13 protein-coding genes and 1 pseudogene are annotated in these 14,511 nt (G+C 67.9%); 1 reads left to right on the top strand and 13 read right to left on the bottom strand.

Annotated elements, in window-relative coordinates:
* Position 1: 1 nt before the first annotated feature.
* The 13 genes and pseudogenes from ACWPWT_RS02515 to ACWPWT_RS02455 all read right to left on the bottom strand — a co-directional run bounded on the left by ACWPWT_RS02515 (position 2) and on the right by ACWPWT_RS02455 (position 12,832).
* The gene (locus ACWPWT_RS02515; RefSeq protein ID WP_454278418.1) at positions 2 to 445 is read right to left on the bottom strand and encodes a chemotaxis protein CheW; all 444 of its coding nucleotides are present in this window, start codon (positions 443 to 445) and stop codon (positions 2 to 4) included.
* 17 nt (positions 446 to 462) lie between these two features.
* Positions 463 to 840 carry a response regulator gene (locus ACWPWT_RS02510; RefSeq protein WP_261270389.1) on the bottom strand — a complete coding sequence of 126 codons (378 nt, stop codon included), beginning with the start codon at positions 838 to 840 and terminating at the stop codon, positions 463 to 465.
* Between the two features lie 44 nt (positions 841 to 884).
* Entirely contained in the window at positions 885 to 1,448 is a 564-nt protein-coding gene (locus tag ACWPWT_RS02505) for a chemotaxis protein CheD (RefSeq protein ID WP_261270324.1), read from the bottom strand.
* Between the two features lie 20 nt (positions 1,449 to 1,468).
* Positions 1,469 to 2,482, bottom strand: a complete 1,014-nt coding sequence (locus tag ACWPWT_RS02500; protein ID WP_261270325.1) for a protein-glutamate methylesterase/protein-glutamine glutaminase — start codon at positions 2,480 to 2,482, stop codon at positions 1,469 to 1,471.
* Positions 2,482 to 3,351, bottom strand: a complete 870-nt coding sequence (locus tag ACWPWT_RS02495; RefSeq protein WP_454278417.1) for a CheR family methyltransferase — start codon at positions 3,349 to 3,351, stop codon at positions 2,482 to 2,484. The genes ACWPWT_RS02500 and ACWPWT_RS02495 overlap by 1 nt, the downstream gene beginning before the upstream one ends.
* Positions 3,348 to 5,530: pseudogene (locus tag ACWPWT_RS02490) on the bottom strand (chemotaxis protein CheA). The gene ACWPWT_RS02495 and the pseudogene ACWPWT_RS02490 overlap by 4 nt, the downstream one beginning before the upstream one ends.
* Positions 5,531 to 5,543: 13 nt before the next feature.
* Positions 5,544 to 5,813, bottom strand: coding sequence for an STAS domain-containing protein (locus tag ACWPWT_RS02485; RefSeq protein WP_261270328.1), 270 nt, complete (start codon positions 5,811 to 5,813; stop codon positions 5,544 to 5,546).
* 116 nt (positions 5,814 to 5,929) lie between these two features.
* Positions 5,930 to 7,360 (bottom strand): methyl-accepting chemotaxis protein, encoded by a 1,431-nt coding sequence (locus ACWPWT_RS02480; protein ID WP_454278416.1) that lies wholly within the window; start codon positions 7,358 to 7,360, stop codon positions 5,930 to 5,932.
* A 164-nt stretch (positions 7,361 to 7,524) separates the two neighbouring features.
* Positions 7,525 to 8,037, bottom strand: a complete 513-nt coding sequence (gene gloA, locus ACWPWT_RS02475; protein WP_454278415.1) for a lactoylglutathione lyase — start codon at positions 8,035 to 8,037, stop codon at positions 7,525 to 7,527.
* Positions 8,038 to 8,171: 134 nt separating this feature from the next.
* Positions 8,172 to 8,537 carry an organic hydroperoxide resistance protein gene (locus tag ACWPWT_RS02470; protein ID WP_454278414.1) on the bottom strand — a complete coding sequence of 122 codons (366 nt, stop codon included), beginning with the start codon at positions 8,535 to 8,537 and terminating at the stop codon, positions 8,172 to 8,174.
* An 85-nt stretch (positions 8,538 to 8,622) separates the two neighbouring features.
* The gene (locus ACWPWT_RS02465) at positions 8,623 to 10,014 is read right to left on the bottom strand and encodes an efflux transporter outer membrane subunit (RefSeq protein ID WP_454278413.1); all 1,392 of its coding nucleotides are present in this window, start codon (positions 10,012 to 10,014) and stop codon (positions 8,623 to 8,625) included.
* Complete coding sequence (locus ACWPWT_RS02460; protein WP_454278412.1) at positions 10,011 to 11,003, bottom strand: HlyD family secretion protein; 993 nt, start codon at positions 11,001 to 11,003, stop codon at positions 10,011 to 10,013. Before ACWPWT_RS02460 ends, ACWPWT_RS02465 begins: the two co-directional genes overlap by 4 nt.
* A 182-nt stretch (positions 11,004 to 11,185) precedes the next feature.
* A complete protein-coding gene (locus ACWPWT_RS02455; RefSeq protein WP_454278411.1) occupies positions 11,186 to 12,832 on the bottom strand; it encodes an MFS transporter in 1,647 nt (548 codons plus the stop codon).
* 219 nt (positions 12,833 to 13,051) lie between these two features.
* Here ACWPWT_RS02455 and ACWPWT_RS02450 point away from each other — a divergent pair, with 219 nt between their 5' ends.
* Positions 13,052 to 14,494, top strand: coding sequence for a sensor histidine kinase (locus ACWPWT_RS02450; RefSeq protein WP_454278410.1), 1,443 nt, complete (start codon positions 13,052 to 13,054; stop codon positions 14,492 to 14,494).
* Positions 14,495 to 14,511: the final 17 nt, after the last annotated feature.

Here is a 14,511-nt window from a genome sequence, read left to right as displayed (position 1 = left end):
GTTACGCCGCCTCGGCGGTGAGGTGGGTGCTGTCCGACAGCCGGTCGAGCGCCAGGATCAGGATCAGCCGCTGTTCGATGGTCGCCAGCCCTTCCAGGAAATGCGCCGCCGTCGCCTCGCCCATGTCGGGCAGCGGCTGCATCGATTCGGGGGGAACCGAGACGATGTCGTTGACCGCATCGACGATCAGGCCCTGAAGCTGGTCGCCGATCCGGACCACGATGATGACGTGACGCGCGCTGGGATCGGTGATGCCCCAGCCCAGCCGGTGCCGCAGGTCCAGGACCGGCAGGACGACGCCGCGCAGATTGACGACGCCGCGCACATGGGCGGGCACGTTGGGCAGCGGGGTGGCGGGCGACCAGGCGCGGATTTCGCGGATCGCCATGATGTCGACGCCCAGTATCTGGTCGCCGAGCTGGAAGGTGATGAGCTGACGCGACATGGTCCTGTCCTCCGGGATCAATGCAGCACGCGACGAATGGCCGCGGCGAGCTTTTCGGGATTGAAGGGCTTGACGATCCATCCGGTCGCCCCGGCCTCACGCGCGCGCGCCTTTTTCTCGTCCGAGCTTTCGGTGGTCAGGACGAGGATCGGCAGGTTGCGATGCCCCGGCTGGCGGCGCAGCGCCTCGATCAGGCCGAAACCGTCCATGCGCGGCATGTTGATGTCGGTGATGACCAAGTCGGGCGCGGTGTCGGGAGTCACGCCGTCCAGCGTGTCGAGCGCATGGACGCCGTCCTCGGCTTCCAGAACCCGATAGCCCATGTCGGTCAGCGCGGCACGCAGAAGCATCCGCATGCTGGGCGAATCATCCACGGTCATGATGGTCTGGGACACGAACTGGCCTTTCGTCTTCGAATTCGGGAATGGGATGATGGTCATCAAAAGAACTCCACGTCGCCGGTCGCAGCGGGCGGAGGGGTGGGGCGGGCGATGCGCGGTGGCGGCAAGGGCGCGTCGGTGACATGGCGGCACCGAGCGAGGCCGAGCGCGGGACGGAATTCGACGCGGCGCGCGCTGATCCCGCCGACATCCTCGCCGACCAGCGCGATCCGCTCGTCCGCCAGGAAGCGACGCGCGAATTGCGCATTGGCCTGTCCGATGTCGCGAAAGCCGTCGCGCATCATCGCGCCGCCGAACAGCCGCGCCTTCAGGCTATGCCGTTGCGCTCCCACGGCCATCATCGCGTTGATCAAGACTTCCATCGCGTAGACACCATAACGCTGCATAGATTTAGGATCGGTATCCGCGACGCCCGGTTCGGCCAGCAGAAAATGATTGAGCCCGCCCACGCCCGCGATCGGATCGTAGAGGCAGGCCGAGATGCAACTGCCCAGCACGGTGGTCAGCACGACATCCTTTTCCTGGCTGACGCGGGTTTCGCCCTGGATCACATTGATCCGGCGAAGGCCGTCGCGCTGCGCCATGCGGGGGATGGGCGGCATTGGGGGGCTGGTGGCGACCATCATGCGCGACACCCGTCGATCAGGGCGGGCGCGATCCGGGCGAGCGTCAGCTGTCGGCTGACCGCGCCGATCTCGTGCGCGACGCCGGGCATGCCATAGACGACGCAGCTGTCGCGGTCCTGCCCCACGGTCAGGCAGCCCTGTCCGCGCATGGCCAGCAGCCCTTCGGCCCCGTCGCGGCCCATGCCGGTCAGGATCGCGCCCACCGCATGCGCGCCCGCGACCTTGGCGACGCTCTGGAACAGGCGATCGACGGAGGGGCGGTGGCCGCTGGTCGGATCGTCGGGGATCAGCCGCGCGCGATACTGGCCCGCCGTGCCGCCGATCTCCAGATGATGGGTGCCGCCCGGCGCCAGATAGACATGGCCGGGGAGCAGCGGCTGGCCGTGCCGTGCCTCGGCCACGGTCGGCTTGGACAGCCGGTCGAGCCGCGCGGCGAAGCTGGTGGTGAAGGTCGCGGGCATATGCTGGACGATGACCGTCGGCGGGCAATTGGCGGGAAAGCCGCTCAGGACCTGGATCAGCGCCTCGACCCCGCCGGTCGATGCCCCGATGGCGATCATGGACTGGGGGCGCGGCTGGAAATTCGCCATCGACACCGGTGCCGGCGGCAAGCCTATGGGACGAGGGCGGCGGCTGCCCGCCGCGGCCTTGACGCTGTTGATCAGGCTGCGGTCGACGCAGCCGGCAGCGGGCTTGGCGCAGCAGTCCACCGCGCCCAGCTCCAGTGCGCGGATCGTCACTTCCGCGCCCGCCTGGGTCAGCGTCGACAGCATCACCACCGGCATCGGGCGCAACCGCATGATGCGTTCGAGGAAATCGAGCCCGTTCATGTCGGGCATTTCGACATCCAGCGTCAGGACATCGGGGTCCAGCGTCTTGATCATGTCGCGCGCCTGATGCGGCCCTTCGGCGGCACCGACCACCTCGATCTCGGGGTCGCGGCTCAACATCCCCGCGATCAACGCGCGCATGGTGGGGGAATCATCGACGATCAGCGTGCGTATGGCCATTAGGAGACCTTCTGAAAAGCGGTGCGACCGATGCAGCGAAAGCGCGCCGATACTTCCGGCGGAACGCGTTCGGCATGGCCAATGTAAATGATGCCGCCGTCGACCATCTGGTCGGCGAAGCGCGACAACAGCCGGGCCTTGGTCGCTTCGTCGAAATAGATCATGACGTTGCGACAGAAGATGACGTCGAACGGCCGCTTCATCGGCCAGCCGCGCAACAGGTTGAGTTCGCGAAACGCGATCGGCGCGCGCAGTGCGGGGTGAAGTTCGTCCTGCTCCCCGAGCCGGCGGCACCAGGCCTGGCGCATCGAGGCGGGCATGGCGCGCGTCGTGTCGAGCGGATAGCGCCCCGCGCGTGCCGTCGCGATCACGCTGGGCGACAGATCTGTCGCGAGCAGGCGGAAATCCTGGTTCGCCAGCTTCTCGGCGGCGCGGACATCCTGCCCCGCGATGGTCATCATCAGCGAATAGGGTTCCTCGCCGCTCGAACAGGCCGCCGACCAGACGCGCACCCGCCCGCCACCCGCCAGACGCTGGAGGAAAGCGGGCCAAAGCTCGTCGCGGAAATGCTCGAAATGATGATTTTCGCGGAAGAAGGCGGTGTGGTTGGTGGTCAGCGCATCGACCGCCCGCGCCTTTTCCTCCGGATCATGCTCGATCATCGCGAGATAGGCCGGAAAGTCCGACAGCCCGCAGGCGCGCAGGCGCCGGGCCAGCCGCCCATAGATCAGCTTCGCCTTGCTATCGGGCAGCAATATGCCCGATTCGGCATAGATCATGTCCGCGATCGCGCGGTGGTCGGACTCCGAGAAGGCGAACTCCATCTCGCGGTCGTTGCCCTGGGGGACAATGGCGGACAGTGCGCTCACGCGGCGAGATCTTCGATGAACGCGCTCGGGCCGCGCCCGTCGCGCCGCCAGCGTCCGATCAGCGCATCGACGTCGAGAATCAGGGCGACCCGGCCATCGCCCAGGATGGTCGCGCCGGCCAGCCCGTGAATGGCGCGGTAATTGGCCTCCAGGCTCTTCACCACGACCTGCCGCTGGTCCTGGATCGAATCGACCATCAGGACCGCTTGCCCCTGGTCGCTTTCCACCACGATCAGCACCGCATCCTCGGGCCGCGCCTTCGCGCCGTTCACGCCGAGCTGCTCGCCGACGCGGTGAACGGGAACATAGGTGCCGCGCACGTCGAGCAAGGGCGACTGGCCGCCCACCACATGCACCTCGTCGATGCCGGGACGCAGGCTTTCGACGATATGGGTCAGCGGAATGACGAAGGTCTGGTCGCCCACGGTCACGATCATGCCGTCGAGCACCGCGAGGGTCAGCGGCAGGCTGAGCGAGAAGCTGGACCCCTTGCCGAGTTCGGACTGAATGCCGATGCGCCCGCCCAGCGCCTGGATATTCTTGCGCACCACGTCCATCCCGACCCCGCGACCGGAGATGTTGGAGACGACGGCGGCGGTCGAAAAGCCGGGGGCGAAGATCAGATTGTCGATCTCCTCCTCCGACAATTGCGCATCGGGGGCGATGATGCCGCGCTCGATCGCCTTGGCCTTGACGCGCGCCCGATCGATGCCACGCCCGTCATCGGCGACGGTGATGACGATCCGGCCGGACTGGTGCGCGGCGGACAGCGTCACCACGCCCTCGCCATCCTTGCCCACCGCCTTGCGATCGGCAGGGGTCTCCAGGCCATGGTCGACGGCGTTGCGGATCAGATGGGTCAGCGGCTCGCCGATACGCTCGACCACGGTCTTGTCGACCTCGGTCATCTCGCCCTCGACTTCCAGGCGGACGCGCTTGCCGGTCTCGACCTCCAGTTCGCGGATGATGCGCGGCACGCGGCTGAACACCGTCTTCATCGGCTGCGCGCGGATCGCCATGGTCGAATCCTGAAGCTCACGCGTCAGGTGGTCGAGGTCGGACAGTTCGGAGATCGAGCCCATGTCGTTTTCGGACAGGCGCTGCGCCAGCATCGCCTGGGTGATGACCAGTTCGCCGACCAGGTTGACCAGCCGGTCCAGCTTGTCGAGATCGACGCGGATCGTCTGCGCTGCGGCCGCCGCGACGCGCGGGCCGCTCGCCGCTTCGGTCACGGGGGCGGCGGCGACCGGCGCGGGTGCCGGCGAAGGGGCGGGGGCAGGGGCGACCGGGGCGGGCGCGGCTGTTTCGACGATGGCGACCGGCGTCGGGACTGGCTCGACGGGGATCGGCTCGGCGGGGGCGGCGTCTCGACCGCGATCGCGCTGTCGCGCACGATGGTCAGGCGGCATTGCGGATCGGCAAAGTCGAAGACCGCGCGGATGTCGTCTTCCTCGACCGTGCCGGGCACCGCCATGGTGAAGCCGATATAGGCGCGTTCGGCATCCAGCGTGTCGAGCGGCGGAAGGGGGGACAGATCGACCCCCAGCGTCCGCCCGCCCATCCGCACCAGTTCGCGCAGCGTGAGCATCGGTTCGGCACCATGGTCGAAGGCGCGCGGACCGGGATGGATGGTGACGATCCACTCGGCGGGACCGGCCTCCTCCTCCGCCGCGGCCTGCATCGGCGCGGGGTCTTCGAGCATCGCGAACAGCGCGTCGAAATCATCGAGCGCGGCGGCGGCGGCGGGCGAGGTGGGAGCGGGATCGGCAGCAACCTCGGCTTCGGTCGCGCCACCAGGTATCTCGCCCTCGGCGGCGGCGGCCAGCCGATCGAGCATGGCCTGGTCGGCGGGGACGGATGCTTCGCCTCGCGCGGCGGCGACATGGTCGCTCAACGTATCGAATGCCGCGACGATCAGGTCGATCAGCGGTTCGCTGAGTGCCAGGCTGCCGTTGCGGATCAGGTCGAGCAGCGTTTCGTAATGATGCGAGAAATGCTGGAGCCGCTCATGACCGAACGCGCCCGCGCCGCCCTTGATCGAATGGACCGCGCGAAACACGGTATTGATCGTCTCGTCGTCATGGCGCTCGCGCTTCAGATCGGCAAAGGCGGTTTCCAGCGTACCGAGCCCTTCCTCGCATTCCTGGAAGAAGATTTGCTGGATCTCGTCGAGATTCATCGGATCGGGCCTTTCAGGCGACAGCGACGAGGGCGTCGAGCCCCGCCAGTGCGATCATCGAAGCCAGCGGCTCGGATGGTGCGTTCAATTCGAAATCGATGTTCAGCGTCGCGGCCATCGCCTGGGCTCCGGCCAGCACCTGAAGACAGGCCTGGCCGGTCTGGACCACCTGCGACCCGTCCAGGATGACGGCATCGCCCGATGCGATCAGGTCGAGCAGCGTCTGGCGCAGCGGAGCCGCGGCGGCGGTGTCGAGCACGGGGGCGAGGGGGAAGGCAGTCAAGGCTGAACTCCGGGGAGGTTGGTGGGCCACGTCATGGTCGGCGGGTCGGAAAGGGCGATGCAGGTCCCAGACCGGGCCGAAGCCCCCACCCCATTACGGGACGGGAGCGCGACCGATCAGAATTCGGTCCAGTCGTCCTCGTTGACGGCCAGGGCGGCGCTGCCCGCCGACTGCGGCACGGCGCGCGAGGCCTGGACGATGCGGCGGCCCGCGGCGGCGGCGCGCTGCTGCATCTGGTGGACCGGCTGGGGTGCGACGAAGCTGTCGCCCGGCGGGTTGTTGATGCGGAACCGGGCGATCTCGCGTGCCAGCCCGTCGGCCTCGACCGCCAGCGACCGCGCGGCGGCGGTCGCTTCCTCGACCATCGCGGCGTTCTGCTGAGTCACGCCGTCCATCGCGGATACGGCGGTGTTGACTTCCTGAAGCCCGATCGCCTGCTTCTCGGCCGAGCTGGCGATGTCCTCGACCAGCGTGCTGATCTCGGCGATCTGGACGATGATCCGCTCCAGCGCCTTGCCGGTGTCACTGACCAGGCTGACGCCCGATTCGACCTGTTCGGAGCTGGCGAGGATGCGCGACTTCACATCCTTGGCCGCGTCGGCCGAGCGCTGCGCCAGGGCGCGCACTTCGGAGGCGACGACCGCGAAGCCCTTGCCTGCATCACCGGCGCGGGCCGCCTCGACGCCCGCATTCAGCGCGAGCAGGTTGGTCTGGAAGGCGATGCCGTCGATGACGCTGATGATCTCGGAAATCTCGCTCGATGCGCGTTCGATCCCGGCCATGGCGTCCACCGCCCGGCGCACGACCTCGCCCGACTGTTCGGCCTCGATCCGGGCGTCGGAGACCGCGCGGTTGGCACGGTTGGCACCCTCGGCGGTCTGGCGAACGGTCGAGGTGATCTCGTCCATCGCGGCGGCGGTTTCCTCCAGGCTCGCGGCCTGCTGCTCGGTACGCTGCGACAGGTCGTCCGATGCCTGGCGGATGTCGTTGGCACCCGCATTGATGCCGTGCGTCGCGACCGTCACCGTGCCCATGGCGCGGGCGAGCGTTTCCATCGCGCGGTTGAAGTCGGTGCGCAGCTTCTCGTAATCTGCGGGGAAGGGCGCGTGGATCGTCTCGGTCAGATTGCCATCGGCCAGCTCGCTCAACCCCTTGCCCAGTGCGCTGACGACGACCTGCTGCGCCTGTGCGGCCTGCTGCACATGGGCGGCATTCTGGCGGAACACCTGAACCGCCTTGGCGATGCGGCCGATACAGTCGCGATACTCGGTATAGGGGACGTCGCCCTCGATCCGGCCCGCCGCCAGATTTTCCATCGTCACGACGCTGCCAACATAGGGATCGCAGATCAGCTTGCGGCTGACGCGCGATACGATCAGCGAGGCCAGCAACGCAATGCCCGCCGCGATGATCGGTGGGGTGGGGGCGATGCCGCCGCTGGCGACGATCGTCGCCGCCAGGCCGGTGGCCGCGATCGCGCCATAGACGATCGTCAGGACGTCGAACTTCAAGCGAATCGGCGCCGTCTTGGCAAACCAGGACAACATTACGGCAAACCCTCCAACGACCGACCGGACGAGCAGGAAGAAGCTCGTCTTCGGGAAGACGGAGGGTCGGCGCGTACCAATTTCCTCCGGCTTGAATGCCCATAATGGTCACAAGCCGTAAATATCCGGTTTCGATAATCGCAGGTTTTGAAGGTAATATTTGATTAAGGATTGGTTCCGACGCTTTCGGTCATTCCGCTCGCCGACAGGATTTCTATCCAATATCCATCGGGGTCGGTGATGAAGGCGATATCCTTCATCTTCCCGTCCTGGGGACGCTTCTTGAAGGGCACGCCTAGCGTCTCGAACCGGGCACAGGCCTCCGCCACGTCGGCGACGCTGATCCCGATATGGCCGAAGCCGCGCGGATCGCTATTGCCGTCATGATAGCCCTGGAACGCGGGATCGGACTCGGTACCCCAATTATGGGTTAGCTCCAGCGTGGTCTCGCGGTTGAAGATGAAACGGGCGCGTTCGGCGGGATCCTCGGGAATCGTCTCCCCCTCCGCCAGATAGGCGAGGAAGTAGAGCGAGAATCGCATCTCCTCGAAATCGAGCCGTTGCAGCAGCGTCATGCCCAGCACCTGCTGGTAAAAGGCCAGCGAGGGCTCGGGATCGCGTATACGCAGCATCGTCTGGTTGAGCGCGAAGGATTCGGTGCCGGTGGGACGGGTCATGATCGGGTCCTTTGAACGGCAAAGCCCCCCGCCCGGATACAGGCGAAGGGCTTCGAGTCGGTGAATGGCGGGGCTCAGGCGAGCGTCAGGCCGACATTCACATTGTTGCGGGTGGCGTTGGAATAGGGGCAGACCTAGTGCGCGGCGTGCATCAGGCGCTCGCCGTCCGCGCGATCGACACCCGGCAGGCTCACCGCCAGATCGACGGTGATGCCATAGCCGCCTTCCTCGCGCGGGCCGAAGCCGACCTCTGCCGTGACGCTGGCGTCCGGCGGCACCTTCACGCCTTCCTTGCCCGAAACCGCCTTCATCGCGCCCAGGAAGCAGGCCGAATAACCCGCGGCGAACAGCTTTTCCGGATTGGCGCCTTCGCCGCCCGGTCCGCCCATTTCCTTGGGGACGACCAGCTTGACGTCGACCGAGCCGTCTTCCGACCGCGCCGCGCCGTCGCGCCCGCCGGTGGCGGTCGCCTTGGTCTTGTAGATCACATTCACAGCCATATCGAATCTCCCATTGGCGATTTGGTCCAGAATCGGTTCGATGGCGTCAGCGCGTCAAGGTCGCGTGCGTTCCATGACGGACCGATTACCGTCCCGTCGCGCGGATCGCATCGGGGGACCAGCCGCCACCCATCGCCTGATACAGGGTGATATAGGCGGTCAACTGGCTGGCCTGCGCCTCGGCCAGTGCGAGTTCGGCGTTCAGGAGGCCGCGTTGCGCATCGAGCTGTTCCAGATAGGAGGAATATCCCGCGCGATAGCGGTTGGAGGCAATGCGCAACGCGTCGGCCTGCGCATCGCGCTGCCCCGCCAAGGCCACCGCCTGCTCCCCCGATCGGCGGACCGAGGCGAGGCTGTCATCCACCTCGCGAAAGGCGGTCAGCGCAGTGCGGCGATAGGCATAGGCCGCCTGATCGCGCCGCGCCGCGCTGGCATCCGCCTGCGCGCGCAGGCGCCCGGCGTCGAAGATCGGCGCGAGCACGCTGCCGCCGATCGAGAAGATGGTGATCGGATTGGCGAGCGCGTTGGACAGAACCACCCCCGCCGACCCGGTCAGCCCCAGGCTGGGCAGCATCGCCGCGCGCGCGCTGTCGAGCGAGCGGTCGGCGGCGACCAGCGCCTGTTCGGCCTGGAACAGGTCGGGACGGCGGCGCAGCAGGTCGGCGGGCAACCCGTCGGGGATGGCGGGGCGGACGAGCCTGTCGATGGGCAGCCCGCGTGGAATCGGACCGGGGGTGCCGCCGATCAGGACGCTCAGCGCATTTTCCTGCCGCGTGACCGCCAGTCGGGCGGCGGCGACCAATTGCTCGGTCGCACGATACTCGCCCTGCGCCTGCCGCAGTTCGAGGTTGGAGGTATAGCCCGTCTCCGCCCGCCGCCGCGCGATACGCAGCGCATCGGCTCGCGCCGCCAGCGTTTCTTCGGCGATATGCAGACGGTGGTCCAGAGCACGAAGCGAGACGTAACCGCTCGCGACCGAGGCGGCGAGCGCCAGGCGGACGGTATCGCGAGCGGCCTCGGTCGCCAGCAGTTGCGCGCGTGCCGCCGCGCGCGCGTTGCGCAATCGGCCGAACAGGTCGAAATCATAACTGGCCTGCACCACCGGCTGCGACCCGAACTGGTCGAGCCCGGTGCCGAAGGCGGTGACGCTGCGCCCCTCGGTCAGCGGCAGGCCCGCCGTCACATTGGGCGAAAGCTGCGCTCGGGCCAGCCGTTCCTGCGCGCGCGCCTCTTCCACGCGGGCCGCGGCGCTGCCCAGATCGGGACTGTTGGTCAGTGCCTGTGCGATCAGCGCGGTCATTTGCGGATCGCCGAAGGCCTGCCACCAGTCGGCGGCGATCGGGCTGCCCGGCCCCAGCGCGGTGCGCCAGGCGGGCGGAGGCACCACGGCGGTATCGGCGGGGCGCTCCGGGCGCGGGCCGATACAGCCCGCCAGCGCCAGCGCGGCGGCGAGGGAGAGGGCGATGCGGGTCCTCATCGCACGCTCGGCCCGCCGGCCGTATCGACGCTGGCCTGCACCGACATGCCGGGACGAAGCCGCGCCGCCCGCGGCTGGCCCGGATCGATGCGGATGCGCACCGCGATACGCTGCGGTACCTTGGTGAAGTTGCCGGTCGCATTGTCGGACTTGAGCACCGCGAACTCCGAACCGGCGGCGGGGGAGATGCGCTCGACATGTCCCTTCAGCCGGGCATTGTTCAGGCCGTCGACGGTGAAGCTGGCGGACTGTCCGACCGCCATGCGCGCGGTCTGGGCTTCCTTGAAATTGGCGATGACCCAGGTCTCGGGCGGCACCAGGAACATCAATTGCGACCCCGCCGTGACATATTGGCCCAGCCGCACGCCGACTTCGGACAGGCGACCGTCCTCGGGCGCGCGGATGACGGTGTTGGCCAGGTCGATCTGCGCCAGCCGCCGTGCGGCCTCCGCCCCCGATACGCCCGCTTGCTGCCCGCCGCGCCCGACCTGCACCGTCCGAATGTCCTGTCGCGCGATCTCGCGCGCCGCCTGGGCCTGCCGCAGTGCTGCCTGCGCTTGCCGCAGGGTCGCCAGCGTCTGGTCGCGTTCGCGCAAGGACACCGATCCGTCGGTGACGAGGTCGTTGACCCGCGCCATATCGGCCCGGGCGCGCATCAGCTGCGCTTCGGCATTGGCAACGGCGGCGTCCTGCGCGGCCAAGCTTGCGGTGCGCGAGGCGGCGGCCTGTCGGCTGTTCGCCAGGGTCGCCGCCTGCGCCTCGACCTGTGCGGTCGCCTGATCGACGCGCTGGCGATAGATTCGGTCGTCGATGCGGACCAGCGGCTGGCCGGCCCGGACCGTCTCGAAATCCTTGACCAGCACGGCGGTGACATAGCCGCTGACCTGTGGCGCGATCACCGTGGTCCGCCCGCGGACATAGGCATTGTCGGTCGACTGGCGATCGGTCGCAAAGGGCGGCAGCCGCCACGCCGCCAGCACCGCCGCCACCCCGCCGATGACGAGCAGCGCGATCAGCGTGCGCGACCGCCATCCGCCCGATGGCGGCCGCCAACCCGAGGCCGGGGCGGGCGGGGGAACCGGGCGGGGGCGGGCGGCGGCACGCCCGCTTCGGCGGCGGCCTCCTCTGACATGGGGGTGGGGGAGACGGGCGATCGTGTGTCGGTCATGGCTTATGCCTTGGCAGCGGCGCGCGTGCGCCGGGCACGTCGCCAGGTCAGCAGCGCGAGGAACAGGGTGACGGCGGCGGCCAGCGCCGCGACCAGTCGGAAGACATCGTTATAGGCGCGGATATTGGCCTCGCGCGTGGCGGCCTGCGACAGCAAAGCGGCTCCTTCGGCGCGGGCGAGCGTCGGATCGCCGACCACGCCTGAGACTCGCGCGCCGCCCGCCTGGATACGCTGCGTCACTTGCGGGTCGGTGGGGTCGATATTCTGGACGATGGCGGCGTTATGCGCCTTTTCGCGGATCACCTGATAGGTGCCCAGCAAGGCGGTGCCGCCCAGGCCGCCGACCGAATTGAGCACCCCGAACAGCGCGATGAAGCTGATGACATGCCCAGCCCCCTGTTGCAGGGCGCGGGTCATCCCGAACAGCAGCGACGGGCCCAGGAAGAAGGTGGTCGAGAAAGCGATCAGCGCCTGGGTCGCGTACAGCTCTGGCGCGCGGGTGAGGTTGGTCGAAAAGCTGTCGGCATAGGCGGCGATGGCGACCAGCCCGATCGCGAACATCACCGGATGGGTCAGCCGGTTCACGTCCAGCGTCACCGCGCTCATGATCACGCCCGCGATCGAGGCGAGGAAGGCGATGGTGAACAGCGTCCCGAACTGGTCGTTGTTCTGGCCCAGCGCGGTCAGCAGCCCGACCGCGCCGAAATTCTGTTCGGACAGGACGATGCGCGCCATGATCGTGACGATGGCGAATCGGATGATGTCCATCGACCCCAGCCAGCGGGTGTTGAGCAACGGGTTGGCGCGGTGATGCTCGATCCAGAGCGCGGCGGCGAGCAGCGGAATGGCGATGGCGAGCGCCCAGCCGATCCAGGCCGCCTGGGTCCACCACACCAGCCGACCCTGGCCCAGCACCGCGCAAAACAGTCCGATGGCGGGGGCGTAGAGCGCGAAGGTCAGGAAATCGAGCGGCTCGAACGCCTTGACCCGCTGCGTCGGCGGCAGGCGCAACGCGATGATCGCGGCAAGGCTGACCGCCGCCAGCCCGAACTCGAACATGTAAAGCGTCCGCCACTGCGACATGGCGAGCAGCTCGGGCGAGAAGAGCCGCGCCAGCGGCGTCGCGCATTGCGGCACGCCGATGCCCAGCACGATCGCCTTCAACCGCCACTTCGCCGGCAGGGCCTGCATCATATAGTATAGCCCCAGCGACGACAGCGCCGCCGCCGCCATGCCGCTCGCCGCGCGCACCGCAATCGCGGTGGAGAAGTCGCGCACGAACAGATGCGCGAAGGTCAGGATCGTGTAGAGCCCGGCGAACAGCAGCGCGAAGGGGCGCAGCCCGAATTGCTGGCGGAACTTGATCAGCAACAGATTGATCGAGGCGTTCGTCATGACATAGACGATGGGCAGCCATGCGATCTCGGTCGGGTCCAGCCCCAGTGCGCCCTGCAACTGCACCGTGTTGACCTGGACCAGCGCATTGCCCAGCCCGCCGGTCAGCCCGATCAGGACGGCGATGACGCCATAGGCGATGCGCCGGCGGTGGGGATGGTCGAAATTGCCGGGCGATCCGGGAATGGTCGGCCGCTCATGCGGGGCGAAGGACCAGTCCTCCTCGCTCCAGAATTGCCGAAACCGCGATGCCATCCCCATCCTTTCATCCCGTCGCGCCAAACGCGCAAGCGGGCGACTCGGGTGCGTGGGGCACGCGGACCGGCGCAAAAGCGCGCCATCGGCGATTCGTCGCGGCCCGGCGAAGGCCGGGGCCGATCCGACATATGTTCGTTACGGAGCCGACCACCCCTGCTATTCTCTGTCCCGGTGCGGCGGGCATTCGCGGCGCGCACGAACGTGGATGAGGAAGCCATGGATAAGCGTAAGCCCGGATTGCCGGTGAGCCATGACCTGCTTCAGGCGACGATGGATGCGTCGACCGACATGATCCAGGTGTTCGAGGCGATCCGGGACGATGCGGGGCAGATCGTCGATTTCCGCTGGGTGCTGAACAACCATACCTCCGAAAGCCTGTACGGCGATGTCCGCGGCCAGAGCCTGCTGGAGCGCAATCCCGGCGTGGTGGTGGAGGGGATTTTCGACACCTTCCGGCGGGTGACGGAGACCGGGATCGCCGAGCAGAACGAACGGCATTATGTCCATGAGCAGTTCGATGGCTGGTTCTATCAGACGGTGGTCAAGCTGGGTGACGGCGTGGCGACAACCACGCGCGACATTACCGAGTGGAAGACGTCGCAGGCCGAACTCATGCGGCTTCGCGAGGAGATGGTGCGGATCAAGCTGGCCGATAGCGAGAGCCAGTTGGCGGCGATCTTCGCCACCGCACCGGTGGGTCTGTCCGTCATCGCGCCCGATGGCCGGTTCCTGCGGGTCAATGACGAGCTTTGCCGGATCGTCGGGCGGCCGCGCGACGCGGTGCTGGCATTGGGCGTCGCCGACCTGACCCATCCCGATGACGTCGGCCCCAGCCTGGACGCGATGGAGCGGGCCGCCGCGACGGGAACGCCCGGCGCGCTCGACAAGCGCTATCGCCGCCCCGACGGGACGCTGGTCTGGGCCAGCAGCACCATTTCGTTGCTGCCTTACGGGCAGGATCGGGCCAGCCGCTTTCTGGTCGTCACTTCCGACCTGACCGAACGGCGCAAGGCCGATGCATTGCAGCGCGTGCTGATCGCCGAGTTGCAGCATCGCACCAGCAATCTGATGGGCGTGGTCCGATCGATCGCGAATGACAGCGTGCGGGCGAACGACGATCTCGCGGGTTTCCACACCCAGTTCAACGACCGGCTGGAGGCGTTGTCGCGGGTGCAGGGCCTGTTGTCGCGGCTGAGCGAGCATGACCGGGTGTCGTTCGACGACCTGATCCGCGGCGAGGTGGACGCGATGGGGGGACGCGCCGACCGCGTCACGCTGGACGGGCCCGCCGGCGTCCGCCTCCGCTCCTCGACCATCCACACGCTCGCCATCGCGCTGCACGAACTGGCGACCAATGCGGTCAAATATGGCGCGCTGGGGCAGTCGGGTGGCCGCCTGTCGATCCGGTGGACGCTGGAGGCGGACGGCGAAGGGGGAAAGCCGTGGCTGCATATCGACTGGCAGGAAAGCGGCGTCGATATGCGCGCGACCGACCCGGCGCGGCATCGCGGCGGGCAGGGGCGCGAGCTGATCGAGCAGGCGCTGCCCTATCAACTGGGTGCCCGCACCACCTATGTGCTGGGGCCGGAGGGCGTGCACTGCACCATCGCCATGCCGGTTTCGAACAGCATGGCCATGGGCACGGATGGCGCGGCGTAGGAACGGCCGCCCGCCTC

The sequence above is a fragment of the Sphingomonas sp. Marseille-Q8236 genome, assembly GCF_965112005.1.
This window is presented reverse-complemented; position numbering and strand designations above follow the sequence as displayed.